Genomic DNA, 21,688 nt, shown 5'->3' on the forward strand with positions numbered 1-21,688 from the left:
CCGCTTTCCCGGGCAACCGAAGCGTACCTCCGCGGGTCAACAGGACTATGAGGAGCAGCTGCTGGCTCGTGGCCCTGCCCGCCGTCGACGGCAGGCAGTACGTCTACCGGGTGTACGCCCCCGAGGAGGCGCTGCTCGCCGACCTGTTCTGGGAGGCGTGGCACTGCCACGACGAGAGCGCCTTCCCGCGCGCGTGGGATCTCTTCGACGCGGCGGTGATACGGCGGGTCGGCTGAGGGCGCCCGCACCGCCCGTGCCCCGCGGATCACTCCGCGGGGCACGGGGCGGACGAGGTGTGCCGATCAGTCCTCGTCGGCGAGGATCAGGTACAGCTTCTTGCGGGCGTCGCCGATGACGGCGAGCGCCTTCTCCCGCTGCTCCTTGCTGCCGGTCTTCCAGACCTGGCCGAAGGCCTCCAGCAGTCCGAAGCCGGCCTGCCGGATCTCACTCAGCGCCTCCCAGTCGACACCCCGCGAGGCTTCCTCCCAGGGTGCCTCGGGGCCCTCTTCCGCAGCGGAGCGGCCGGCCTCGGTGAGCGCGAAGAGCTTCTTGCCGCCCTCGCTCTCGCTGGCGATCAGGCCCTCGTCCTCCAGCAGCTGGAGGGTCGGGTACACCGAGCCGGGGCTGGGCTTCCACGCCCCGCCGCTGCGCTCGGCGATCTCCTGGATCATCTCGTAGCCGTGCATCGGGCGGTCCTTCAGCAGGGCCAGGATCGACGCCCGTACGTCTCCGCGCCGGGCCCTGCCCCTGGGTCCGCCGCGACCCCGGCCGCCCCAGGGACCTCCGTGACCGAACCCGGGCCCGAAGGGGCCGCCGGGGCCTCCGCCGGGACCGCCCGGGCCGAAGGGGCCGAAGGCGGCACGGCGGCCGTCGTATCCCTCGAAGCCCTCGAAACCACCCCGGCCACCCCGGCCGCCGAAACCGCCGTGCGCGCGGCCGTGTCCACCGTGTCCGTGCTCGTATCCGTGCTTGTGCATCGCGATCACTCCCACTCGGTCATTGTCAGTCGTTGATCTGTCGCGAACTGTTCGCGATGCTTCAACGATATATCGGAAGCTATCGACTGGCAAGCATCGGTCCAGAACTTGCGGATTGGCCTTGGTCCACGGCTTCGGCGGGCGTCTAGCGTCGGGGCATGCGCATCCGAATCGTCGACGCCTTCACCGACCGCGCCTTCGCCGGCAACCCCGCGGGCGTCCTGCTCCTCGACGCCTTCCCGGACGACGACCGGCTCCAGAACATCGCCCTGGAGGTCAACCACGCCGAGACCGCCTTCGCCCACCGGCTGCCCGAGGGCGGCGACGCCGACTGGGCGCTGCGCTGGTTCACGCCGGCCACCGAGGTGGCGATGTGCGGCCACGCGACGCTCGCCACGGCACACGTCCTGCGCGCCACCGGCGCCCACGAGGGCCCGGTGCGGTTCGCCACGCACAGCGGGGTCCTCGTCGCGTCACCGGGCGAGGACGGCTCGATCACCCTGGACTTCCCGACCGCACCGCTCACTCCGGTCGACGCCCCGGCGGGGGTCGCCGAAGCCCTGGGCGCCGAGCCCCGCGCGGTCCTCGACACCGGGCCGAACCTCGGGGACCTGCTGGTCGAGGTGGCCGACGAGAAGACCGTCCGCGGTCTGACCCCGGACCACAAGGCCCTGGCCGCGCACTCCGAGCGTGGCATCATCGCCACCGCCCGTGCGGAGGATCCCTCCCGCGGCTACGACTACGTCTCCCGGTGCTTCTTCCCGAACGTCGGCATCGACGAGGACCCGGTCACCGGCAGCGCCCACACGGCCCTCGCCCCCTACTGGTCCCGGCGCCTCGGTCGCCCGGACCTCACCGGGCTCCAGGCCTCGCCCCGCTCCGGCCGAGTCCGCACGGAGCTGCGCGGCGAGCGCACGCTGCTGGGCGGCCGGGCGGTGACGGTGATCGAGGGCGAGCTGCTGGCGTGACGCGGTGGAGGGGACGGGCACGGTCGCCCCGGCCCCCTCCTCGCCTTCAGGCCGTCGGCAGCCAGTCCACCTTCCCGGCCAGCAGCGCGTAGCCCACGAAGGCACCGATGTCGAGCAGCGAGTGCGCCACCACCAGCGGACCCACGCGCCCCCACCGGCGGTAGAGGTACACGAACACCACGCCCATCACCATGTTGCCGACGAAGCCGCCGATGCCCTGGTAGAGGTGGTACGACCCGCGCAGCACCGAACTGGCCGCCAGCGACGCGCCCGGACTCCAGCCGAGCTGGTCGAGCCGGCGCAGCAGGTAGCCGACGACGATGACCTCCTCCAGGACGGAGTTCTGCACCGCCGAGAGGACCAGTACGGGGTACTTCCACCAGACGTCCGGCAGCGCCTCGGGTACCACGGTGAGGTTGAAGCCGAGGCCCCGGGCGGCCAGGTAGAAGGCGATGCCGGTGCTGCCGATGACGGCCGCGATCACGGCCCCCCGGCCCAGGTCCGGCCACGGACGGGTGCGGTCGAAGCCCAGCGTGCGCAGGCCGCGCCCTTCGCGCAGCAGGAAGTGGGCGACGAGGGCGACCGGGACGAGGGCCGTGGTGATCCCGAAGAGCTGCCAGGCGAGATCCAGCCAGGGACGGCCGGGCGCGGCGGAGGCGTTGAGGGTGGCCGCCTGGTCCTTGAGTCCGCCGGGCCGGGTGACCGAGCCGATGAAGCTGATGAGGGCGGACACTCCGCTCGCGCCGAGCGAGAGCGCCAGGACGAGCAGCGTCTCGTCACGCAACGTGCGTCGTGAGAGCCCCTCCTGGGGAGCGGGCTCCCCCGGAACTGGCTTGTGAGGGAACGTATCGTCCACCGGGCCCGCCTCCGCCATGCACACCTGCCTCCAGCTGGGACGTCACAGCTTGCCCGATCAGTATGAGGCGGGGCGCGGCGGGGTACGGCCGGTGGGCTCAGCCGGTCGGCACGGGTTCCGGCAGCCCGATCGGCCACCGGTGCACGGGGTCGCCCTCGCGCATCAGCTCGACGTAGCGGCGGGTCGTGGCGGCCAGCGCCTCCTCCCGGGACAGGCCGGCCTCCAGCGCCCGGTGGAAGGTGGCCGCCTGCCAGGACGCGCCGTTGACCCGGCGCCGGCACCGCTCCTCGATCACGCCGAGATACAGGTCGCGGTCGGCGGGCTCGATGCCCCACGCGTCCAGACCGGCCTCGGCGAGCGGCAGCAGTTCGTCGCGGACGAGGACGGCGGCGTCGACCTCGGTGGTGCCGCCCAGCCGTCCGCGCCGGGGCCACTCGAAGCGGGCCTCGATGCCGTGCCGGCACGCGGCCTCGAAGTTGGCGGCGGCGGCCTCGAAGGGCAGCCGGTGCCACAGCGGCCGGGGCTCCTCGGCGAGCGCGCGCACGACGCCGTAGTAGAAGGCCGCGTTGGCGATGACGTCGGTGACGGTGGGCCCGGCGGGCAGGACGCGGTTCTCCACCCGCAGGTGCGGGACGCCGTCGGCGATGTCGTAGACGGGCCGGTTCCAGCGGTAGACGGTGCCGTTGTGCAGGACGAGTTCGGACAGGGAGGGGACGCCGCCCGCGTCCAGGACCTCCAGCGGGTCCTCGTCGTCGCAGATCGGGAGCAGGGCCGGGAAGTAGCGCCGGTTCTCCTCGAACAGGTCGTACGCCGAGGTGACCCATCGCTCGCCGAACCAGGTGCGCGGGCGGACGCCCTGGGCCTGGAGCTCGGGCGGACGGGTGTCCGTGGACTGCTGGAACAGCGGGGGCCGCGACTCGCGCCACAGCTCGCGGCCGAACAGGAAGGGCGCGTTGGCACCGACGGCGATCTGCGCGGCGGTGACCGCCTGGGCGGCGTTCCACACGGCCGCGAAGCGGTCCGGGGTGACCTGGAGGTGCAGTTGCACCGAGGTGCAGGCGGCCTCGGGAGCGATGGACTTCGAGGTGCACGTCAGGCGCTCCACCCCCTCGATGTCGAGGGTGAAGTCCTCGCCGCGGGCGGCCACGATCTGCTCGTTGAGCAGGGCGTAGCGGTCGACGGCGGAGAGATTGGACGAGACCAGGTCGTCGCGGTCCAGCGTCGGCAGAATGCCGATCATCGCGATTCCCGCGTCGACCTCGCCGGACTTGCGGTCCGCATATGCCAGCGACGTACGGATCTCCTCGGCGAGACGGTCGAATACCCTGCCGCCCAGCCGGTGGGGAGCGATGTTGACTTCCAGGTTGAACATGGCGAGTTCTGTTTGGAAGTCACGACTGGCGATGCGTTCCAGGACTTGCGCATTCAACATTTTCGGCATCCCGTCGGTACCGACGAGATTCAATTCGATCTCCAGCCCCATCAGGTTCTTCGGGCGGTCGAACCGCTTCTCCGCCAGGAGTCGCTCCAGGCCCGTCAGGCACCGCTGGAGCTTCTCGCGGTAGCGCTGGCGATCGGACAGGTCGAACTGACCTGCCACGACCTTCTCCCCCATGGAGGCGTCCCTTCTCGGAGCGGTGTGTCGAAGATCCGGCCGCCGGCGACCGGTCAGGATGGATGATGCCCAGCCGAAGCGATCGATAACGTCCCCGTACCGGCCCGCAAGCGCTACGCTGGGCCGCTGTGACCGGTGGCACATTCACCGGGCATGACGTCTCCAGCAGTTTCCCGGCGCGGCAACTCGTGAAAAACGCCGACGACAATTGGCCGACCGCTCGGTGAACATTTTCCGAGGTCACTGCCGTACACCCGGTCCGAAATCCGGAGAATTCCCTCGTATCGACGGCCGAATGCAGCCTTGAACGGGTTCCCGGAATCGGCTAGCGGAAACACAGTCTGAACGCATGTCGTATAAACTCCGCGGACAAGGCAGTTGACCGGCGCCCACGGTCGCTGGATCCTGCCGCCGAACCGAGGTGCGGCAGGTCCCACCCACTTCCCGGTTCCCGGACCCCGGTCCCTGCCTTCCCAGCCCCGTGAGCCGACACCGTCGTCCGCCCCGCCCTCGCGCCACCGTGCCTTCGAATGAGAGGCGACCCATCATGCCCCTGCGTGTCCCCCCGGCCCCCGCGCCCGCCCTGCGTTCCGTTCTCACCGCCCTCTCCTCTCCCACCGCCGTCCGTGAGGCCCGGACGCCCTCCCTGCTCGGCGCGCAGGGACCCGTCACACCCGAACTGCCGCTGCCCGTGCACGTCCTGGACCGGATCACCGCGGAGGGCGTGACGGCGACCCGGCTGACCGGGTGGCGCTTCCTCATCCGGTGCGGCGACCGGGCCGTGGCGGCGGCGGAGACCATGCTGACGCCCGACGGCTGGGCGTTCTCGCACTTCTTCGAAGGCCCCTACGTCACCTCGACCGAGCGCGCGCTGCGCCAGGCCGAGACGGTGCCCCAGACCTGCCAGCCGCGCCTGCTGTCGGTACCCGGCCTGTACATGCTCACGCTCTGGCTGCACGGCGACACCACGGCGGACGCCACCGCAGGACACCCCGCGGCCACCGACCTGCTGGTGCCGCTGGCACCGGCGCCTCCCGGCATCGCGGCCCACCGGCCGCACCGGGTCGCCGACCTGCTCCCGGTCCTCACGCACCGGGTGACGCCGACCCGGCTGCTGCGCTCCCCTGCCTGACCCGGACGCCTCCCTCGCACCCGCGCGGACTAGCCCCTTTCGGCCATGCCGAACCACCCGAAGGGACAGTGCAGTTGAAATGAACCGTCCGCGCGGGTGACGCGTCATCAACCTGTGAGAAGCGGTACCGCGAAATCCCTGCGGATCGACGCCCGTGGGGCAACACTGGGTTCGGACCGACCGGAACAACGGGGGGCGGCCTTGAACGACGTTTCACGCCGCGGGACAGACAACACAGCGCACTCACCCATCACAACAGACCGAGAGACCCCACCCATGTGTCAGCACCAGCCACCGTGCCCGTCAGCCGACTCCGCCGACCGGGAATCCGCCCGCCTCGTGGCGCACCACCCGGAGCAGGGCTGGAGCCTGCTGTGCAACGGCGTCGTCCTCTTCGAGGACACCGGTGAGCTCCTGCCGGACGGCCGGATCATCGCGCCGCACCGCCCCGTCGGTGCGGGCCTGATGACCGCCGCCTGAACACCCGCCGGGCGGTACGGCACCACTCCGCCCGGTGCACCCGGGGCCGGCCCGCGGACACGTCGCCCGCGCACCGGCCCCGACGCGTGTCCGGAGCTGATCACTTCGCGTAGCCCCGCGAGCGGCCCCCGGAGCGAGCGCCTTCGTCTTCGGCCTACGCCCGCCTCCCGAACCGGCGGCGCGGCGCACGCACCACGACCTGCCCCCAACTGATCTCCCCCGTGACCTCCACCCGCAGCACCACGGGCGCCCCGGCGCCGACGGCCCTCGCCACCTTCACCTCGGCGTAGTCGGCCCGCAGCCCGTCGGTGTCCACCACGATCCCGGGGCGGGTGAGCAGCTTGAGCGCGCCGGTGCGCATGTCGAGGTCGATGTGGAGGGTGTCATGGGTGATGACGGCGCGGGTGAGGTCCAGCGTGACCTCGCCCCAGGCCGACCTGATCTCCATCCGCCGAGGCACCACCCAGTCGTCGCCGCGCCAGGTGGACGCGCCTTCCTGCTCGATGCGGACGACGTCCTTGGCCACGGGCACCGGCATCGCGGCCGACTCCACGGGGAGATCAGCGGTCAGGACGGCCAACTCGCCGAGTGTGCGGGCACCGAGAGCCGCTCCGACGCGCTCGTCGAGTTCGTCGACTGTCAGCCGGCCGTCGGCCGTGGCGGCGCTCAGCACGTCCACGACCCGGTCCCGGTCCTCGTGCGAGGCCCGGATCACGGACGCCTCACCGAGTCGTGAGGGCTGTGCCGTCATACTTCCACCCCGTTCTGCCGGGCGCCCGAGCGGACGCTCCACCGCTTCACCGTCCCAACCGTTCCACCGAGAGTAACGCTGTATCGCGTCATACCCAACGGCCGACCTCCGGCAACCCGTTCCCGCGCCGCGCCCTATCGTGACCGGCATGCAGTCCTACACCATCGGCCAGGCGGCGCGGCTGCTCGGCGTCAGCCCCGACACCGCCCGCCGCTGGGCCGACGCGGGCCGGATCACCACCCATCGGGACGACGCCGGGCGGCGGCTCGTCGACGGGCGTGACCTGGCCGCGTTCTCGGTCGAACTCGCCCGCTCCGGCGGTGCCGACGAGGAGACCCCGTTCACCTCGGTCCGCAACGCCTTCCCCGGCATCGTGACGGCGATCAAGCTCGGCGACGTCGCCGCACAGGTCGAGATCCAGGCCGGTCCGCACCGGCTGGTCTCCCTCCTGACCCGTGAGGCGGTGGAGGAGCTCGGACTCGAGGTCGGCATGGAGGCCACCGCCCGCGTGAAGTCGACGAACGTACACATCGACAGGGCCTGACCCATCCCGACCCGACGCTCCGTACGAACGCACATGCCAGCTATTACCGGCGCCCGGCTCGCTCATGCGATGCGACAGGATACTTTTCCCTGGCAGATGCGGAAGTATGATCGGCGCAACGGGGAACCCGTCGTGCGTCCGGTCAGGTCACCGGGCCCGCCGGGCTCCCGCAGGAGGACGCAGAGGGAGTGGCCGTGATGACCCGTTCGGTGCGCAGGACCCGCCGCATCCGCCGGAGCCTGCGGGCGAGCGGTGCGGGAGCAGCCGTACTGCTGGCCCTGAGCGCCTGCTCGCCGTCCACCGGCTCGGAACAAAACGCGGGCTCGGCCGGTTCCTCCGCCGACGTCTCCGGCCAGGTCACCGTGTTCGCCGCCGCCTCGCTCAAGGAGAGCTTCACGACGCTCGGCGAGACGTTCGAGCAGCGGCACCCCGGCACCGAGGTCACCTTCAACTTCGGCGGCAGCGACTCCCTCGCCGCGGGCATCACCAGCGGCGCCCCGGCGGACGTCTTCGCCTCCGCCAGTCCGAAGACGATGGCCACCGTCACCGACGCCGGGGCGACGGCCGGCGAGCCGTCCACGTTCGTCCGCAACCAGTTGGAGATCGCCACCCTGCCGGGCAACCCCGAGGGGATCTCCACCCTGGAGGACCTCACCGCCTCCGGCCTCAAGGTCGTGCTGTGCGACAAGGCCGTGCCGTGCGGCGCCGCGGCGCGGAAGGCGCTGGAGGCCGGCGGCCTCGAACTCACCCCGGCCTCCTACGAACAGGACGTCAAGGCGGCCCTGACGAAGGTCGAGCTGAAGGAGGCCGACGCGGCCGTCGTCTACCGCACCGATGTGAGGGCGGCCGGTGACAAGGTGACGGGCGTGGACTTCCCCGAGGCGGCCGAGGCCGTCAACGACTACCCGATCGCCGTCCTCGAGGACGCCCCCAACGCGGGCGCCGCGAAGGCCTTCGTCGAGCTGGTGAAGTCCGGCGAGGGGCAGCGGGTGCTGACGGACGCCGGGTTCCTGACGCCATGAGGAAGCCCGACGCCCGGAAGGCCGGCGCCCGTGCGGTGCCGGTCCCCCTGCTGGTGCCCGCGCTGGTCGGCCTGGCGTTCCTGCTGCTGCCGCTGATCGCCCTGCTGGTGCGGGCCCCGTGGAACGGTCTGCCCGAGCAGCTGGCCAGTCCGCAGGTGTGGCAGGCGCTGCGGCTGTCGCTGCTGTGCGCCACGTCGGCGACCCTGCTGAGTCTGGTCGTCGGCGTGCCCCTGGCCTGGCTGCTGGCCCGCACGGAGTTTCCCGGCCGCGGCTTCGTGCGGGCGCTGGTGACGTTGCCGCTGGTACTTCCTCCGGTGGTGGGCGGCGTGGCGCTCCTGCTGGCGTTCGGCCGCAACGGCGTCATCGGGCAGTGGCTCGACGCCTGGTTCGGGATCACGCTGCCCTTCACGACGACGGGCGTGATTCTGGCGGAGACCTTCGTGGCCATGCCCTTCCTCGTCATCAGCGTGGAGGGCACGCTGCGCGCCGCCGACCCGCGCTTCGAGGAGGCGGCCACGACCCTGGGCGCGTCCCGCTTCACCGCGTTCCGCCGGGTCACGCTGCCGCTGATCGCGCCGGGCGTCGCGGCGGGCGCCGTCCTGGCCTGGGCGCGGGCGCTGGGCGAGTTCGGGGCGACGATCACCTTCGCGGGCAACTTCCCGGGCCGCACCCAGACCATGCCGCTCGCGGTCTACCTCGCCCTCCAGAACGACCCCGCGGCGGCGATCGCCCTCAGCCTGGTGCTGCTGGCCGTCTCCATCGCCGTACTGGCCGGTCTGCGGGACCGCTGGATGAGGGCGGCATGACGGGCCGGGCGCGGGCGTCCGGCAGGCCGGACGGGGACGACATGACCGACACCGGGGAACCGGCCACCGCGCGGCCCGCCGACGGCCGCGCCGCCGGCGGCGGGCTCGACGCCCGGCTCGTGGTGGACCGCGGCACCTTCCGCCTGGACGTCACGCTGACCGCCGCGCCCGGCGACGTCGTCGCGCTGCTCGGCCCCAACGGCGCCGGCAAGACCACCGCACTGCGCGCCCTCGCCGGCCTGGCCCCGCTGACCGACGGCCACCTGCGCCTAGACGGCACCGCGCTGGACCTGACGCCGCCCGAGTCCCGGCCGGTCGGCGTGGTCTTCCAGGACTACCTGCTCTTCCCGCACCTGTCCGCCCTCGACAACGTCGCGTTCGGGCCGCGCTGCCGGGGTGCGGGCAAGGCACAGGCCCGGGCGCAGGCCGCCGTCTGGCTGGAGCGGATGGGCCTGGCCGAACACGCGGGCGCCAAGCCACGCCGCCTCTCCGGCGGCCAGGCCCAGCGCGTCGCCCTCGCCCGCGCCCTGGCCACCAACCCCCGGCTGCTCCTCCTGGACGAGCCCCTGGCGGCACTGGACGCCCGTACCCGGCTGGAGGTGCGGGCCCAGCTCCGCCGCCACCTGGCCGAGTTCGAGGCCGTCGCCGTACTGGTCACCCACGACCCGCTGGACGCCATGGTGCTGGCCGACCGGCTGGTCGTCGTCGAGCACGGCCGGGTCGTGCAGGAGGGCGGCCCCGCCGACATCGCCCGCCGGCCGCGCACCGACTACATCGCGCGACTGGTCGGCCTGAACCTGTACCGCGGGCAGGCCGACGGCCACACGGTCCGGCTGGACGCCGGCCCGGCCATCACCACCACCGAGGACCTGGCCGGTCCCGTCTTCGTGGCCTTCCCGCCGAGCGCCGTGACCCTCTACGGGGAACGCCCCGGCGGCACCAGCGCCCGCAACCTGTGGCGCTGCGAGGTCGCCGGGCTGGAGACGCACGGCGACCGGATCCGCGCGGACCTGACCGGCGAACTGCCGCTCGCCGCCGACCTCACCGCGGTCGCCGCCGCCGAACTCGGCCTCCGGCCCGGAGCGCCGGCGTGGGCGACGGTCAAGGCGACGCAGACGCACGCATACCCGGCGTAGCGGCCGCACCCGGCTACGGTGCCCTCCATGAGCCTGAGCATCCGCAACCAGCTCCCCGGCACCGTCACCGCCGTCACCCCGGGCGAGGCCATGGCGACGGTCAGGGTCCGCCTCTCGGGCGGCCAGGACATCACCGCGGCGATCACCCGGGACGCCGCCGACGATCTCTCGCCGGCCGCCGGGACCGCCGTGCGCGTCCTCGTGAAGTCGACGGAGGTCTCGCTGGCCACCGGCCGCGCGGAGGGCCTGTCCATCCGCAACCGGCTGCCGGGCACGGTCACCGCCGTCACCGCCGGCCCGGCGATGGCGTCCGTACGCGTCGCCGTCGAGGGCGCCGAACTGACCGCCGCGATCACCGCGGAGGCCGCCGAAGACCTCGGCCTCGCCGTCGGCACCCCCGTCGTCGCACTGGTCAAGTCGACGGAGGTGTCCCTGGCGACGGTGTGACCACACCCCGACAGTCCGCCCCACGACCGGCACCGGCACCGCGAAGGCCCCGTCCAGTCCCCTGCGGGGGCCGGACGGGGCCTTCGCCCCGGGCTCAGTCCTCGTACGCGTCCAGCGGCGGGCAGGAGCAGACCAGGTTCCGGTCACCGAAGGCCTGGTCGATGCGGCGCACCGGCGGCCAGTACTTGTCGGCGGCGGACACCCCGGCCGGGAAGACGGCCTCCTCGCGGGAGTAGGCGTGGTCCCAGTCGCCGCCCAGCGCGCCCGCGGTGTGCGGCGCGCCCCGCAGCGGGTTGTCGTCCGCGGACCAGGCGCCGGAGCCGACCTTCTCGATCTCCGCGCGGATGGCGATCATCGCCTCGCAGAAACGGTCCAGCTCGGCCAGGTCCTCGGACTCGGTCGGCTCGATCATCAGCGTGCCGGCCACCGGGAAGGACATCGTCGGCGCGTGGAAGCCGTAGTCGATCAGCCGCTTGGCGATGTCGTCGACGCTGACGCCGGTCGCCTTGGTCAGCGGGCGCAGGTCGATGATGCACTCGTGCGCGACCAGCCCGGCCGGGCCGGTGTAGAGCACCGGGTAGTGGGGCTCCAGGCGCTTGGCGATGTAGTTGGCGGACAGCACGGCCACCTGCGTGGCGCGCTTGAGGCCCTCGCCGCCCATCAGCCGGACGTACGACCAGGAGATCGGCAGGATGCCGGCCGAGCCCCACGGCGCCGCCGAGATCGGGCCGACGCCCGTCTGCGGGCCCGCTGCGGGCTGCAGCGGGTGGTTGGGCAGGTACGGCGCCAGGTGCGACCGTACGGCCACGGGACCGACGCCGGGGCCGCCGCCGCCGTGCGGGATGCAGAACGTCTTGTGCAGGTTCAGGTGCGAGACGTCACCGCCGAAGTGACCCGGCTTGGCGAGGCCGACCAGGGCGTTGAGGTTGGCACCGTCCACGTAGACCTGGCCGCCCGCGTCGTGCACCTGGGCGCAGATGTCGGCGACGTGCTCCTCGAAGACACCGTGCGTGGAGGGGTAGGTGATCATCAGCACGGCCAGTTCGTCGCGGTGCTTCTCGATCTTGGCGCGCAGGTCCTCGACGTCGATCTCGCCGTCCTCGGCGGTCTTGACGACGACGACCTTCATGCCGGCCATCACGGCGCTGGCGGCGTTGGTGCCGTGCGCGGAGGACGGGATGAGGCAGACGGTGCGCTGCTCGTCGCCGTTGGCCCGGTGGTAACCGCGTACGGCGAGCAGGCCGGCGAACTCGCCCTGCGATCCGGCGTTCGGCTGGAGCGAGACCTTGTCGTAGCCGGTGACCTCGGCGAGCCGCTCCTCCAGCTCACGGATGAGCGTCAGGTAGCCCTGCGCCTGCTCGGCGGGCGCGAAGGGGTGCAGCGCTCCGAACTCGGACCAGGTGACCGGCTCCATCTCGGTGGTCGCGTTGAGCTTCATGGTGCAGGAGCCCAGCGGGATCATGCCGCGGTCCAGCGCGTAGTCGCGGTCGGCGAGGCGGCGCAGGTAGCGCAGCATCGCCGTCTCGGAGCGGTGCTGGTGGAAGACCGGGTGGGTGAGGAAGTCGTCGGTGCGCAGCAGCGCCTCGGGCAGCGTCTCCTCGGTGTCCGCGTCCAGCGCCTCGATGTCGCCCTCGACGCCGAAGGCGTTCCACACGCCGCCGACCTGCGCACGGGTGGTGGTCTCGTCGCAGGCGAAGGACACGTGGTCGGCGTCGACGAGGCGCAGGTTGACGCCGTTCTCGCGGGCGGCGTGGACGATCGCGTCGGCCCGGCCGGGCACCCGCGCGGTGACCGTGTCGAAGTAGGCGCCGTGCACGATCCCGACACCGCCGGCCGCGAGGCCCGCGGCGGTGATCGAGGCGTAGCGGTGGGTGCGGCGCGCGATGGCCCGCAGTCCCTCGGGACCGTGGTAGACGGCGTACATACCGGCCATGACGGCGAGCAGCACCTGCGCGGTGCAGATGTTGCTGGTGGCCTTCTCGCGGCGGATGTGCTGCTCGCGGGTCTGCAGGGCGAGACGGTAGGCCTTGTTGCCGTCCGCGTCCACGGAGACGCCGACCAGGCGGCCGGGCAGGCTGCGGGCGAACTTCTCGTGCACGGCCATGTAGCCGGCGTGCGGCCCGCCGAAGCCCATCGGCACACCGAAGCGCTGTGTCGTACCGACGGCGATGTCCGCGCCCAGTTCGCCGGGCGAGGTGAGCAGCGTGAGGGCGAGCAGGTCGGCGGCGACGGTGACGAGGGCGCCGAGCTCGTGCGCCCGGTCGATCACCGGCTTGATGTCGCGTACGGCTCCGGAGGCGCCCGGGTACTGGATCAGGACGCCGTTGATCTCGCGCTCGGCGACCTCGGCGGGGATGCCGTCGCTCAGGTCGGCGACGACGACCTCGACGCCGGTCGGCTCGGCGCGGGTCTGGATGACGGCAATGGTCTGCGGCAGGGCGTCCGCGTCGACCAGGAACAGGCCCTTCTTGTTCTTGCCCATGCGCCGGGACAGGGCCATCGCCTCGGCGGCGGCGGTGCCCTCGTCCAGCAGCGAGGCGCCGGAGGTGGGCAGGCCGGTCAGGTCGGCGACCATCGTCTGGAAGTTCAGCAGGGCCTCCAGGCGGCCCTGGGAGATCTCCGGCTGGTACGGCGTGTACGCGGTGTACCAGGCCGGGTTCTCCATGACGTTGCGCAGGATCACCGGCGGGGTGAAGGTGCCGTAGTAGCCGAGACCGATCATGGAGTCGAGGACCTGGTTGCGGTCTGCCAGCGAGCGCAGCTCGCCCAGCACCTCGGCCTCGGAGCGGGCACCGGGCAGGTCCAGCGCTTCGGCGTTCTTGATCACATCCGGCACCGCGGCGGCCGTCAGCTCGTCGAGCGAACCGTAACCGACCTGCGCGAGCATCTTGGCCCGGGCCTCGTGGTCGGGGCCGATGTGGCGCTGCTCGAACGGCAGTGCCTGTTCGAGTTCGGTGAGCGGGGTGCGATGGGCGGTCATTGCGGAGGCCTCCTGGTCTGACGACCTTCGAGGGGCACCACGGCGCGGGTACCCGGACGGCCTCCCCCTCTGTCATCTCGACCTGAGAGCTTCACCAGGCGGGCCCGAGGGCCCTCCCGGCTTTCACCGTCGGTGAGAGCGGAAGCCGTCGACACCCGCTCTGCTTTCCAGAGTGACCTCGTCCGTGCGGTACGTGAGCCTGAGAGATTCCGGGGAGGATTTGCTCCTTCGGCGCCTCCGGTGATGTCCGGAGGACTCTCCCGCACGGGGTCAGCAGCCGCTGTCAGCGTACCAGCGAGGCCGCCGCACGGACCTTCGAGTGGCCGACCGCCTCTATGTGCTCTTTCGTAGTACTACGGATGATTTCGGCGGCTGGCGGGTCGGCTGGTGCACGACCCGGGAACGACCATGTGGAGGGCCCGTGCGTACCGAGATAGACCCGCGCAACCTGATCGGCCGCAAGGCGTTCGACCGCAACGGCACCCGGATCGGCACCGTCGACGAGGTCTACCTCGACGACGCCACCGGCGTTCCCGAGTGGGCGGCCATACGCACCGGACTGTTCAGCAGGGACGCCTTCGTGCCCCTGGAGCCGAGTGAGCTGGTGGACGGGACACTGCGCGTGCCCTTCGACCGGGCTCTGATCAAGGAAGCGCCCGACTTCGGCGTCGGCCGCCACCTCTCCCCGGAACAGGAACTGCAGCTCTACCACCACTACGGCCTCGACGTCGCCGCTCCTCCCCCGCCGCCCGACCACAACTTCGGCAAGCTGGCCGGTCAGGACAAGGAGGACGCCTGACGGCCCCTTCCGTCCCACCGCCTTGCGGCACCCGCCGTCAGGCAGCCGCCGTCAGGCAGCCGCCGTCAGCCGGAGGCCATCCGCACGGGCCCCACCGGCCCACCCCCGGCGCCCGGACCCGGACCAAGCTCCGCACCGGCGCCCGCACCCGCGCTGCCCCCCGCGTCGGGGCTCGAGCCGGTCACGGCGCCGGAACCCGGGTGATTTCCCGCGCCGGAGCCCGGGCCGGTCTCCGCTTCCGAACCCGGGCCGGTCTCCGCGCCGGCTTCCACCGGCCCCGGCCGTCCGGCGTTCCCGGGTCTTCGCGTGACCGGCGGGACCAGCGGCAGCGGGTCCGCCGGCGCCAGATCCGGATCGTCCACCGGGAAGGTCCGCACCCGGCCGGTCCCCGAGTACGGCGTCTCGAAGCGCACCGTGACCCGCCCCAGACCGCTGCCCTGCACCCACCCGTGCCCGTACTGCGTGTGCCGCACGTCGTGCCCCGCCGGCCACCGGCGCTCACCGGGTGCCGGACGGTGCTCCTCGGCGGGCTCGGCCTCGGGCTCCTCGGCGGGTTCTTCGGGCCGGTCTCCCGCCGCCTGCGCGAACAGGTCCTCCTGGGTGTAGTCGGCGAGGCCGCTGACGCCGACCCCGAGCAGCCGTACGCCGCCCGTGGTGTCCACCAGGTCCAGCAGCCGGGCCGCCGCCTCCCGCACCACCGCGGGGTCGTCCGTCGGCCCGCGCAGGGTCTCCGAGCGGGTCAGCGTGGAGAAGTCGTACCTGCGCACCTTGAGGACGATGGTCCGGCCGGACAGTCCGGAGCCGCGCAGTCGGCGCACACACCGGTCCGCCAGCCGCCGCACCTCCATGCCGACCCGGGTCCGGTCATGGATGTCGATGTCGTAGGTGTCCTCGACCGACACCGACTTGGTCTCCCGCTCGGCCACCACGGGCCGATCGTCACGCGCCAGCGCCATCGCGTACAGCGCGTGCCCGTGCGCCTTGCCCAGCAGCCGTACGAGCTCGTCCTCGCCCGCCTCGGCGAGCTCGCCGACCGTGGTGATGCCGGCCCGCCGCAGGTGGTCGCCGGTGGCCGGTCCCACCCCGGGCAGTGTCCGCACGGACATCGGCTCCAGCATGGCCCGCTCCGTGCCCGGCGGGATCAGGACCAGCCCGTCCGGCTTGGCCTCCTCCGAGGCGATCTTGGCGAGCATCTTGGAGGCGGCCAGCCCCACCGACCCCGTGAGACCGGTGACGGCGCGGATGTCCGCACGGAGCCTCGCCCCCGCCAGCCGAGCGGAGTCCTCGTCCCGGGCCGCGCCGCCGGCCTCCAGGTCCACGAACGCCTCGTCCAGGCTCAGCGGCTCCACCAGCGGCGACAGCGCCCGCAGGAGCCGCATCACCTGCTCGCTGATCGACCGGTACAGCTCGAAGCGCGGGACGAGGTACGCGGCGTTGGGGGCCAGGCGCCGGGCCTGCCCCATGGGCATCGCCGAGTGGACGCCGAAGACCCGCGCCTCGTACGACGCGGTGGCCACCACTCCGCGCGGTCCCAGGCCTCCCACGACCACGGCCTTCCCGCGCAGACTCGGTTTGGACGCCTGCTCCACCGAGGCGAAGAAGGCGTCCATGTCGAGATGCAGGATCGTGGGCGCGGCTCTCACATGTCCGATGGTGCCTCACACCACTGACAATGCCCCGTCGGCGTGCGGGAGTGCTCAGACGGCCCGGTTGCGCCGCCGCGCCAGCTCGTCGGCGGGATTGTGCCCGACCAGGGTCTCGCCCGTGTCGATCCGCTCGCCGTGCAACTGGGAGAGCGCGCTCTCCACGTCCCGCCAGACCACGCCGACGGCGATGCCGAAGACGCCCTGGCCTCCCTGGAGCAGGGCGTGCACCTCGTCGGGCGAGGTGCACTCGTGGACCGTTGCGCCGTCGCTCATCAGTGTCATCCGCTCCAGGTCACGGAAGCCGCGTTCCCTGAGGTGCTGCACGGCGGTGCGGATGTTCTGCAGGGAGACACCGGTGTCGAGGAAGCGCTTGACGATCTTCAGCACGACCACGTCTCGGAAGCTGTACAGGCGCTGGGTCCCGGAGCCGTGCGCCGGTCTCACACTGGGCTCGACGAGGCCGGTGCGGGCCCAGTAGTCGAGCTGCCGGTAGGTGATGCCCGCGGCCGCGCAGGCCGTCGGCCCCCGGTAGCCGATCTGCTCGGACGCCATGGACGTCGCCCCTCCGCTGCTCGGCACCGCAGCCGGTCGCTGCGGGGCCGGGTCGGCCACGCCACCGTGCTGCGGGTAGGCCCCGCCCGCACGGAGCCGGGAGCCCGGGGGAGGGTACGGACCGCTTGCCCCGAGGCCGTGCCCGGAACCGCCCCCGGCCGTACCGTCGCCGCTGATTCTCACGCCGACCTCCGTCCTTGACCTGCCTCCTCGACGGTAGGCAGTCACCAAGGGTGCGTCAACGATCGCCACACTCGCCACGCCGAGTGATAATCACCCTAAGAGTGGTTTCCCGTACCCGATCGCGGGGAAAGGCTAGCCGAATGTGCCCGGCGAGGGCCGTGCGCCGCGTCGGGGCACCTCACCCGCGCGGTTCACTGATTGCTGGTTCCAAAGTCCTCCGGCGAGATCTGGTCGAGGAACTCGCGGAACTTCTCCACCTCGTCCTCCTGCTCGTCCGGGATGGCGATACCCGCGTCGTCGAGGACGGTGTCGCTGCCGTAGATCGGCGTCCCGGTGCGCAGCGCCAGCGCTATCGCGTCGGACGGCCGGGCACTCACCTCGACGCCGCTCGCGAAGACCAGTTCGGCGTAGAAGACGGAGTCGCGCAGGTCCGTGATGCGCACTTCCGTGAGCTCCTGGCCCACGGCTTCCAGCACGTCCTTGAACAGGTCGTGGGTCAGCGGGCGTGCGGGAGCCATGCCCTGCTGTGCGAAGGCGATCGCCGTCGCCTCCCCCGGCCCGATCCAGATGGGGAGGTAGCGTTCGCCTCCCACCTCGCGCAGCAGCACGATCGGTTGGTTGGAGGGCATCTCGACCCGGACACCTACGACATCGAGCTCGTTCACACAGCAACCCTAGGCCGTACCCGGGACATTTGGGTAGTCGGGCCGGGATCGGGTGGGCGATCCGGGTTGTGGGCCGGGACGAGGGCCGTCGCGAACCGGGCTGCGGATCGGGCCTCCTGCCGGGCGGGCCGTCGGCCCGGTCAGGGCAGCCGTACGCCCAGAGCGGTCTGGACCAGCGCCGCGTGCAGCTTCACCGCCAGCCCCGCCAGCTCTTTGGTACGGGCCTCGGCGTGCGCCCTGGTCTGCGGATTGCGGTGCCGCTTCAGCGGTGCCACGACCTGGTCCACGAGACCGGCCTCCCGGTCGGCGGCGGCCTTCATCACCCGCAGGTGGCGCGGCTCGATGCCGTACCGGCCCAGCTGGACCACCAGCGATGCCACGGTCACCGTCTCGGCGTCGTAGGCACCGTCGGAGAGCGGGGCGACGAGTCCGTACGACTCCCACTCCTTCAGCTCCTGCTCGCCGATACCGGCCGCGGCGAGCAGTTCCTCCCGGCCGATCCGGACCGCCGCGGACCCCTCTGCGGGCTCCGGCGCCGGCTCTCCGTCCCGCTGTCGGCCCAGTGTCGGCAGCGGGACGGCCTCGCCGCGCTCCATGGCGTCCAGGTGCTCGCGGATCACCTTCAGCGGCAGATAGTGGTCCCGCTGCATGCGCAGCACGTGCCCGAGACGCTCGACGTCGTGCGCGCTGAACTTGCGGTACCCGGCCGGGGTCCGCCGCGGCTCGACGAGCCCTTCCGACTCCAGAAAACGGATCTTGGAGATGGTGATGTCGGGGAACTCGTCGCGCAGCGCGTTCAGCACCGCGCCGATGCTCATCAGCCCACTGTCCGTGGCGGTGGTGCCGTGGTCGGCACCACCGCTCGGTGTTTGAAGCATGGACCTTCCCTGGAGGTTCCCCGGGCGATGGCCCGGGGGCGGTCAGTAGCCCCGCTGGCTCGCGTAGAAGACCAGCCGGTACTTGCCGATCTGCACCTCGTCACCGTTCGACAGGGCGACCTGGTCGATGCGCTCGCGGTTGACGTACGTACCGTTCAGGCTGCCGACGTCGGCGACCGTGAACGAGCCGTCGTGGCCGCGGCGGAACTCCACGTGCCGGCGCGAGACCGTCACGTCGTCCAGGAAGATGTCGCTCTGCGGGTGACGCCCCGCGGTGGTCAGCTCGCCGTCCAGCAGGAAGCGGCTGCCCGAGTTCGGGCCACGGCGCACGACCAGGAGGGCGGAGCCGAGCGGCAGCGCGTCCACGGCGGCCTGCGCCTCGGGCGAGAGCGACGGCATCGCGGTCTGGCCGGTGACCTCGGCGTCGTACGCCTCGAGCCCCGAGATGGAGATCGTGGAGGTCGTCTCGGACGCCCGCTCCGGGACGGCACCCGGGCGCAGCGGCGCTCCGCAGTTGGAGCAGAACCGGCTGTTCTCCGCGTTGCGGTTACCGCACCTCGTGCAGACCAGGGCCGACATGGACGGATCCTCCTGCCGCGGCTGCCCCGCCGGGGCGTTCGACGCGTACGGGCCGGACGCGAACCCTCCGCCCGTACCTGAGGCTGACGGTTGGCCGAAACCTATGCCGCCGGACTGGGCAGGGTCAACAGACGGCGCGCCCTGACCACCGGAGACGTCACCGCCCGGACCAGCCACCTGGTCCCGGAACATCGGGCGCCCGTCCTCCGCGTCAGGCTGTGCCCGATGGCGAGCGGTCGCGTTCTCGCGGCCCTCTCGCGCACTCTTGCCGAACAACTTCGCAAACAACTTCACGGGCGATTCCCCTTGACCGAAACAGACCCGCCCGTGGGGCAGGACGAACCCTGACTGACCGTACTGGCCGACCCGGACACCTTCACAACGTCCGTCTCCACCAGACAGTTTCCACCACGCACCACCCAATCGGTGCGCCGACCCCCCGCAACCTCATGCCCTGGCCGGATGCCCCCCATGCACCGCCGGTTCACTGGGAGGACGACCGAGCGTAGTCAGGCCGCTTCGCCGCTCGCAAGGCGTCCACGACGATCTTGCTCGACCGCTCAACAGTAACGGTGGCCTGTTCCTTCTCCAGAGTCTGCACCACTCCTCCAGGAATGTTGAGAGCCGGTTCGAGGTCCTGCGGCTTGCCGATGACCTGGAAACGATAGGGCGCGTTGATCTTGTTCCCGTCGACGCTCACGGAATCGTCGGTGTCCGTGAGGTACGTGTCGGCGACCACCCGCACACCGTTCACCTGGATCGCCTCCGCCCCCGCCGCGCGCAGCTCCTGGATGGCGTCGAGCAGCATGTCCGCCTCGACCGCGCCCTTCGCGTCCTCGATCGTCACCGTGATACCAGGCCCCTGCGCGGCCACGGTGCCCGCGAGGACGCCGAGTTGCCGCTCCCTTTCGAGCGTCTGCTTACGGGCCTCCTCCGCCTGGTCGGAGCTGTTCTCCAGCTCGTCGCGCTGCTTTACGAGACCTTGCTTCTCGTCTTCTAGACGCTGACTGCGGTCGTCCAGTTCATCGAGGATGCGGACCAGATCCTCCTGCCGCGCGCCGCGCAGCGCGCTGTCGCCCTCACTGTTCGAGGCCACCTGGACCGCGAGGCCGAATCCGAGGCCGAACAGGAGAAGAGCCACGATCAGTTGCGCCCGCGTGAGACGCGGCGGCCACAGGCCCTTGACCAGCCGCTGCCTGCCGGTCAGTCCGGGCCGTCGCGGTCCCTGCGGGCTCCCGTCCGGGCTGCCGGTGGACTCCGGGCCGTCACTGGCCGGGGCGTCCGCCTCCGCCGGGGCCTTCGAAGGCACCTCGTCGGGCAGTTCCTTGCGCAGGCCACTCGCCCGCTGGTCCCGCTGGTCGCCCTGGTCGCTCATCGGCCTCACGCCCGGAACACGTGGCGGCGGATCGCCGCGGCGTTGGAGAAGATGCGGATGCCGAGGACCACCACGACACCGGTGGAGAGCTGGGCCCCGACGCCCAGCTTGTCGCCGAGAAACACGATCAGCGCGGCGACGACGACGTTCGACAGGAACGACACGACGAAGACCTTGTCGTCGAAGATGCCGTCGAGCATGGCCCGCAGACCACCGAAGACGGCGTCGAGCGCCGCCACGACGGCGATCGGCAGATACGGCTCGACGGCCGCCGGGACCTCCGGCCGGACCAACAGGCCGGCCACGACTCCCACGACGAGGCCCAGTACGGCGATCACGATGTGCCCTTCTCGGTTATCGGCTGTGCTGTACGTACGGTCACGCTCGACGCGGCCGGCAGCCGGAGGTCGTCCGCGACGGAGATGGCGGTCCGGATTCCGTAGTTCTCGTGCAGGGCCTGCAGGTAGAACCAATCGGCGCTGTCCTGGAACCGGCTGCGGAGCCGTCCGCCGTCTCCCACCGCGCGCGCCGTGTACGGCGGTACCAGCGGCCTGTTGTCGACCAGGATCGCGTCACCGGCGGCCCTGATCGCCGACAGCGCCGTCAGGCGCTGGCCGTTGATGGAGATCGCCTCGGCTCCCGACTCCCACAGCCCGTTCACCACGCGCTGCATGTCCCGGTCGCGCACCCGGCCCGTGTCGGCGAATCCGGAGGTGCCGCGCGGCTGCCCGTCTCCCCCGGTGCCGGCGTCCTTGGCGTCGTCCACCACGAGCTTCACCCCGGGGCCGTGCACCGCGACGGCGCCCGACAGGACCCCGACCAGGTCGGACCGGTCACTGTCGCCGTTCTTCTCGAGCGCTTCGCGCTGCCGGGCGCTCACGTCGCCGCGCAGCTCCTCGATGCTCTCCTCGAGCTCGTCGGCCGCGGAGGTCTCCTCCTCGATGCGGTCGATGAGCTCTTCGCGCTCCTTGGCGAGGGCGGGAGCGGCGACCCTTGCCTGGGCGGCACCGACCGTCACGACCAGCGCCGCCAGCACCAGGCCGGTGGCCAGACCGAGCTTGGCGCGGAGGGTCTTGGGAAGGCCGCCGTCACCCTCGGCCTTCTTCCGCGCGGCGGCCTCGGCGTACCCGTCGTCGAGGCTGTGGTCCATGACGTTGGTGAGCAGGGACATGGACGCGTCCGGACGCGCGGGCCGCGTGGTTGTGCTCCGAACGGGGGGTTGCTGCGGCATGCCGCACATCGTCGCACGCCCCGGCCACTACCTCCGAACGGCCCCACCGGCGTGCCGGACAGGCCC

23 protein-coding genes and 1 riboswitch are annotated in these 21,688 nt (G+C 71.9%); of the genes, 10 read left to right on the plus strand and 13 right to left on the minus strand.

Features of this window, described 5'->3' with window-relative positions; all coding sequences use genetic code 11:
- Positions 1-68: 68 nt before the first annotated feature.
- Positions 69-236 (plus strand): hypothetical protein, encoded by a 168-nt coding sequence (locus tag M6G08_RS31385; protein WP_079187802.1) that lies wholly within the window; start codon positions 69-71, stop codon positions 234-236.
- Between the two features lie 66 nt (positions 237-302).
- On the opposite strand, the gene M6G08_RS31390 is transcribed toward M6G08_RS31385, so the two are convergent.
- Entirely contained in the window at positions 303-977 is a 675-nt protein-coding gene (locus M6G08_RS31390) for a PadR family transcriptional regulator (RefSeq protein ID WP_272590520.1), read from the minus strand.
- 158 nt (positions 978-1,135) lie between these two features.
- Here M6G08_RS31390 and M6G08_RS31395 point away from each other — a divergent pair, with 158 nt between their 5' ends.
- Positions 1,136-1,945 (plus strand): PhzF family protein, encoded by an 810-nt coding sequence (locus M6G08_RS31395; RefSeq protein WP_272590521.1) that lies wholly within the window; start codon positions 1,136-1,138, stop codon positions 1,943-1,945.
- A 46-nt stretch (positions 1,946-1,991) separates the two neighbouring features.
- On the opposite strand, the gene M6G08_RS31400 is transcribed toward M6G08_RS31395, so the two are convergent.
- Together M6G08_RS31400 and M6G08_RS31405 are read right to left on the minus strand one after the other, a co-directional pair.
- Positions 1,992-2,819: a CPBP family intramembrane glutamic endopeptidase gene (locus M6G08_RS31400; RefSeq protein WP_272590523.1), complete on the minus strand. Its 828-nt coding sequence runs from the start codon at positions 2,817-2,819 to the stop codon at positions 1,992-1,994.
- A gap of 79 nt (positions 2,820-2,898) precedes the next feature.
- On the minus strand, positions 2,899-4,416 hold the full coding sequence (locus M6G08_RS31405; RefSeq protein ID WP_272590525.1) for a glutamate-cysteine ligase family protein: 1,518 nt from the start codon (positions 4,414-4,416) through the stop codon (positions 2,899-2,901).
- A 547-nt stretch (positions 4,417-4,963) separates the two neighbouring features.
- Between M6G08_RS31405 and M6G08_RS31410 the strand changes: the two genes are divergently transcribed.
- A complete protein-coding gene (locus M6G08_RS31410) occupies positions 4,964-5,548 on the plus strand; it encodes a hypothetical protein (RefSeq protein ID WP_272590526.1) in 585 nt (194 codons plus the stop codon).
- Positions 5,549-5,824: 276 nt separating this feature from the next.
- Positions 5,825-6,028 (plus strand): DUF5999 family protein, encoded by a 204-nt coding sequence (locus tag M6G08_RS31415; protein ID WP_073731449.1) that lies wholly within the window; start codon positions 5,825-5,827, stop codon positions 6,026-6,028.
- 154 nt (positions 6,029-6,182) lie between these two features.
- Here M6G08_RS31415 and M6G08_RS31420 read toward each other — a convergent pair whose 3' ends face one another.
- A complete protein-coding gene (locus M6G08_RS31420; RefSeq protein WP_272590527.1) occupies positions 6,183-6,779 on the minus strand; it encodes a DUF1707 SHOCT-like domain-containing protein in 597 nt (198 codons plus the stop codon).
- A gap of 148 nt (positions 6,780-6,927) precedes the next feature.
- Between M6G08_RS31420 and M6G08_RS31425 the strand changes: the two genes are divergently transcribed.
- From M6G08_RS31425 to M6G08_RS31445, 5 genes are all read left to right on the plus strand, one after another.
- Positions 6,928-7,323, plus strand: a complete 396-nt coding sequence (locus tag M6G08_RS31425) for a TOBE domain-containing protein (RefSeq protein WP_272590528.1) — start codon at positions 6,928-6,930, stop codon at positions 7,321-7,323.
- A 197-nt stretch (positions 7,324-7,520) separates the two neighbouring features.
- Complete coding sequence (gene modA / locus M6G08_RS31430; RefSeq protein WP_272590529.1) at positions 7,521-8,345, plus strand: molybdate ABC transporter substrate-binding protein; 825 nt, start codon at positions 7,521-7,523, stop codon at positions 8,343-8,345.
- On the plus strand, positions 8,342-9,151 hold the full coding sequence (gene modB, locus M6G08_RS31435) for a molybdate ABC transporter permease subunit (protein ID WP_272590530.1): 810 nt from the start codon (positions 8,342-8,344) through the stop codon (positions 9,149-9,151). The genes modA and modB overlap by 4 nt, the downstream gene beginning before the upstream one ends.
- Positions 9,148-10,287, plus strand: coding sequence for an ABC transporter ATP-binding protein (locus tag M6G08_RS31440; RefSeq protein ID WP_443048991.1), 1,140 nt, complete (start codon positions 9,148-9,150; stop codon positions 10,285-10,287). The genes modB and M6G08_RS31440 overlap by 4 nt, the downstream gene beginning before the upstream one ends.
- Positions 10,288-10,314: 27 nt before the next feature.
- Positions 10,315-10,734 (plus strand): TOBE domain-containing protein, encoded by a 420-nt coding sequence (locus tag M6G08_RS31445; RefSeq protein WP_272590531.1) that lies wholly within the window; start codon positions 10,315-10,317, stop codon positions 10,732-10,734.
- 94 nt (positions 10,735-10,828) lie between these two features.
- Here M6G08_RS31445 and gcvP read toward each other — a convergent pair whose 3' ends face one another.
- The gene (gene gcvP / locus M6G08_RS31450) at positions 10,829-13,714 is read right to left on the minus strand and encodes an aminomethyl-transferring glycine dehydrogenase (protein WP_272590532.1); all 2,886 of its coding nucleotides are present in this window, start codon (positions 13,712-13,714) and stop codon (positions 10,829-10,831) included.
- 177 nt (positions 13,715-13,891) lie between these two features.
- Positions 13,892-13,987, minus strand: a riboswitch (glycine riboswitch).
- Between the two features lie 148 nt (positions 13,988-14,135).
- Between gcvP and M6G08_RS31455 the strand changes: the two genes are divergently transcribed.
- Positions 14,136-14,513, plus strand: coding sequence for a PRC-barrel domain-containing protein (locus tag M6G08_RS31455; RefSeq protein ID WP_272590533.1), 378 nt, complete (start codon positions 14,136-14,138; stop codon positions 14,511-14,513).
- Positions 14,514-14,578: 65 nt separating this feature from the next.
- Here M6G08_RS31455 and M6G08_RS31460 read toward each other — a convergent pair whose 3' ends face one another.
- The 8 genes from M6G08_RS31460 to M6G08_RS31495 form a co-directional block, all read right to left on the minus strand.
- Positions 14,579-16,156, minus strand: coding sequence for a DNA polymerase IV (locus M6G08_RS31460; protein WP_272590534.1), 1,578 nt, complete (start codon positions 16,154-16,156; stop codon positions 14,579-14,581).
- 54 nt (positions 16,157-16,210) lie between these two features.
- Positions 16,211-16,894, minus strand: a complete 684-nt coding sequence (locus M6G08_RS31465) for a MerR family transcriptional regulator (protein ID WP_198941500.1) — start codon at positions 16,892-16,894, stop codon at positions 16,211-16,213.
- 191 nt (positions 16,895-17,085) lie between these two features.
- On the minus strand, positions 17,086-17,559 hold the full coding sequence (locus M6G08_RS31470; RefSeq protein ID WP_019327631.1) for a bifunctional nuclease family protein: 474 nt from the start codon (positions 17,557-17,559) through the stop codon (positions 17,086-17,088).
- 140 nt (positions 17,560-17,699) lie between these two features.
- Positions 17,700-18,437, minus strand: coding sequence for a transcriptional regulator FtsR (gene ftsR, locus M6G08_RS31475; RefSeq protein ID WP_272590535.1), 738 nt, complete (start codon positions 18,435-18,437; stop codon positions 17,700-17,702).
- A 42-nt stretch (positions 18,438-18,479) separates the two neighbouring features.
- Positions 18,480-19,439, minus strand: coding sequence for a zinc-ribbon and FHA domain-containing protein (locus tag M6G08_RS31480; RefSeq protein ID WP_272590536.1), 960 nt, complete (start codon positions 19,437-19,439; stop codon positions 18,480-18,482).
- Positions 19,440-19,500: 61 nt separating this feature from the next.
- Positions 19,501-20,391: a DUF881 domain-containing protein gene (locus tag M6G08_RS31485; RefSeq protein WP_272590537.1), complete on the minus strand. Its 891-nt coding sequence runs from the start codon at positions 20,389-20,391 to the stop codon at positions 19,501-19,503.
- A gap of 5 nt (positions 20,392-20,396) precedes the next feature.
- Positions 20,397-20,729: a small basic family protein gene (locus tag M6G08_RS31490; protein ID WP_003977440.1), complete on the minus strand. Its 333-nt coding sequence runs from the start codon at positions 20,727-20,729 to the stop codon at positions 20,397-20,399.
- Positions 20,726-21,631, minus strand: coding sequence for a DUF881 domain-containing protein (locus tag M6G08_RS31495; RefSeq protein WP_272590539.1), 906 nt, complete (start codon positions 21,629-21,631; stop codon positions 20,726-20,728). Before M6G08_RS31495 ends, M6G08_RS31490 begins: the two co-directional genes overlap by 4 nt.
- Positions 21,632-21,688 lie beyond the last annotated feature (57 nt).

It is taken from the genome of Streptomyces sp. M92 (assembly GCF_028473745.1).
Taxonomy (GTDB): domain Bacteria; phylum Actinomycetota; class Actinomycetes; order Streptomycetales; family Streptomycetaceae; genus Streptomyces.

What these genes read in the sequence shown, in the direction of transcription:
- M6G08_RS31395 (WP_272590521.1), top strand. Translation starts at nt 1,136, where the DNA reads ATGCGCATCCGAATCGTCGACGCCTTCACCGACCGCGCCTTCGCCGGC.
- M6G08_RS31400 (WP_272590523.1), bottom strand. Translation starts at nt 2,819, where the DNA reads ATGGCGGAGGCGGGCCCGGTGGACGATACGTTCCCTCACAAGCCAGTT.
- M6G08_RS31405 (WP_272590525.1), bottom strand. Translation starts at nt 4,416, where the DNA reads ATGGGGGAGAAGGTCGTGGCAGGTCAGTTCGACCTGTCCGATCGCCAG.
- M6G08_RS31420 (WP_272590527.1), bottom strand. Translation starts at nt 6,779, where the DNA reads ATGACGGCACAGCCCTCACGACTCGGTGAGGCGTCCGTGATCCGGGCC.
- M6G08_RS31410 (WP_272590526.1), top strand. Translation starts at nt 4,964, where the DNA reads ATGCCCCTGCGTGTCCCCCCGGCCCCCGCGCCCGCCCTGCGTTCCGTT.
- modB (WP_272590530.1), top strand. Translation starts at nt 8,342, where the DNA reads ATGAGGAAGCCCGACGCCCGGAAGGCCGGCGCCCGTGCGGTGCCGGTC.
- M6G08_RS31485 (WP_272590537.1), bottom strand. Translation starts at nt 20,391, where the DNA reads ATGAGCGACCAGGGCGACCAGCGGGACCAGCGGGCGAGTGGCCTGCGC.
- gcvP (WP_272590532.1), bottom strand. Translation starts at nt 13,714, where the DNA reads ATGACCGCCCATCGCACCCCGCTCACCGAACTCGAACAGGCACTGCCG.
- M6G08_RS31390 (WP_272590520.1), bottom strand. Translation starts at nt 977, where the DNA reads ATGCACAAGCACGGATACGAGCACGGACACGGTGGACACGGCCGCGCG.
- M6G08_RS31440 (WP_443048991.1), top strand. Translation starts at nt 9,148, where the DNA reads ATGACGGGCCGGGCGCGGGCGTCCGGCAGGCCGGACGGGGACGACATG.
- modA (WP_272590529.1), top strand. Translation starts at nt 7,521, where the DNA reads ATGACCCGTTCGGTGCGCAGGACCCGCCGCATCCGCCGGAGCCTGCGG.
- ftsR (WP_272590535.1), bottom strand. Translation starts at nt 18,437, where the DNA reads ATGCTTCAAACACCGAGCGGTGGTGCCGACCACGGCACCACCGCCACG.
- M6G08_RS31415 (WP_073731449.1), top strand. Translation starts at nt 5,825, where the DNA reads ATGTGTCAGCACCAGCCACCGTGCCCGTCAGCCGACTCCGCCGACCGG.
- M6G08_RS31445 (WP_272590531.1), top strand. Translation starts at nt 10,315, where the DNA reads ATGAGCCTGAGCATCCGCAACCAGCTCCCCGGCACCGTCACCGCCGTC.
- M6G08_RS31495 (WP_272590539.1), bottom strand. Translation starts at nt 21,631, where the DNA reads ATGTGCGGCATGCCGCAGCAACCCCCCGTTCGGAGCACAACCACGCGG.
- M6G08_RS31425 (WP_272590528.1), top strand. Translation starts at nt 6,928, where the DNA reads ATGCAGTCCTACACCATCGGCCAGGCGGCGCGGCTGCTCGGCGTCAGC.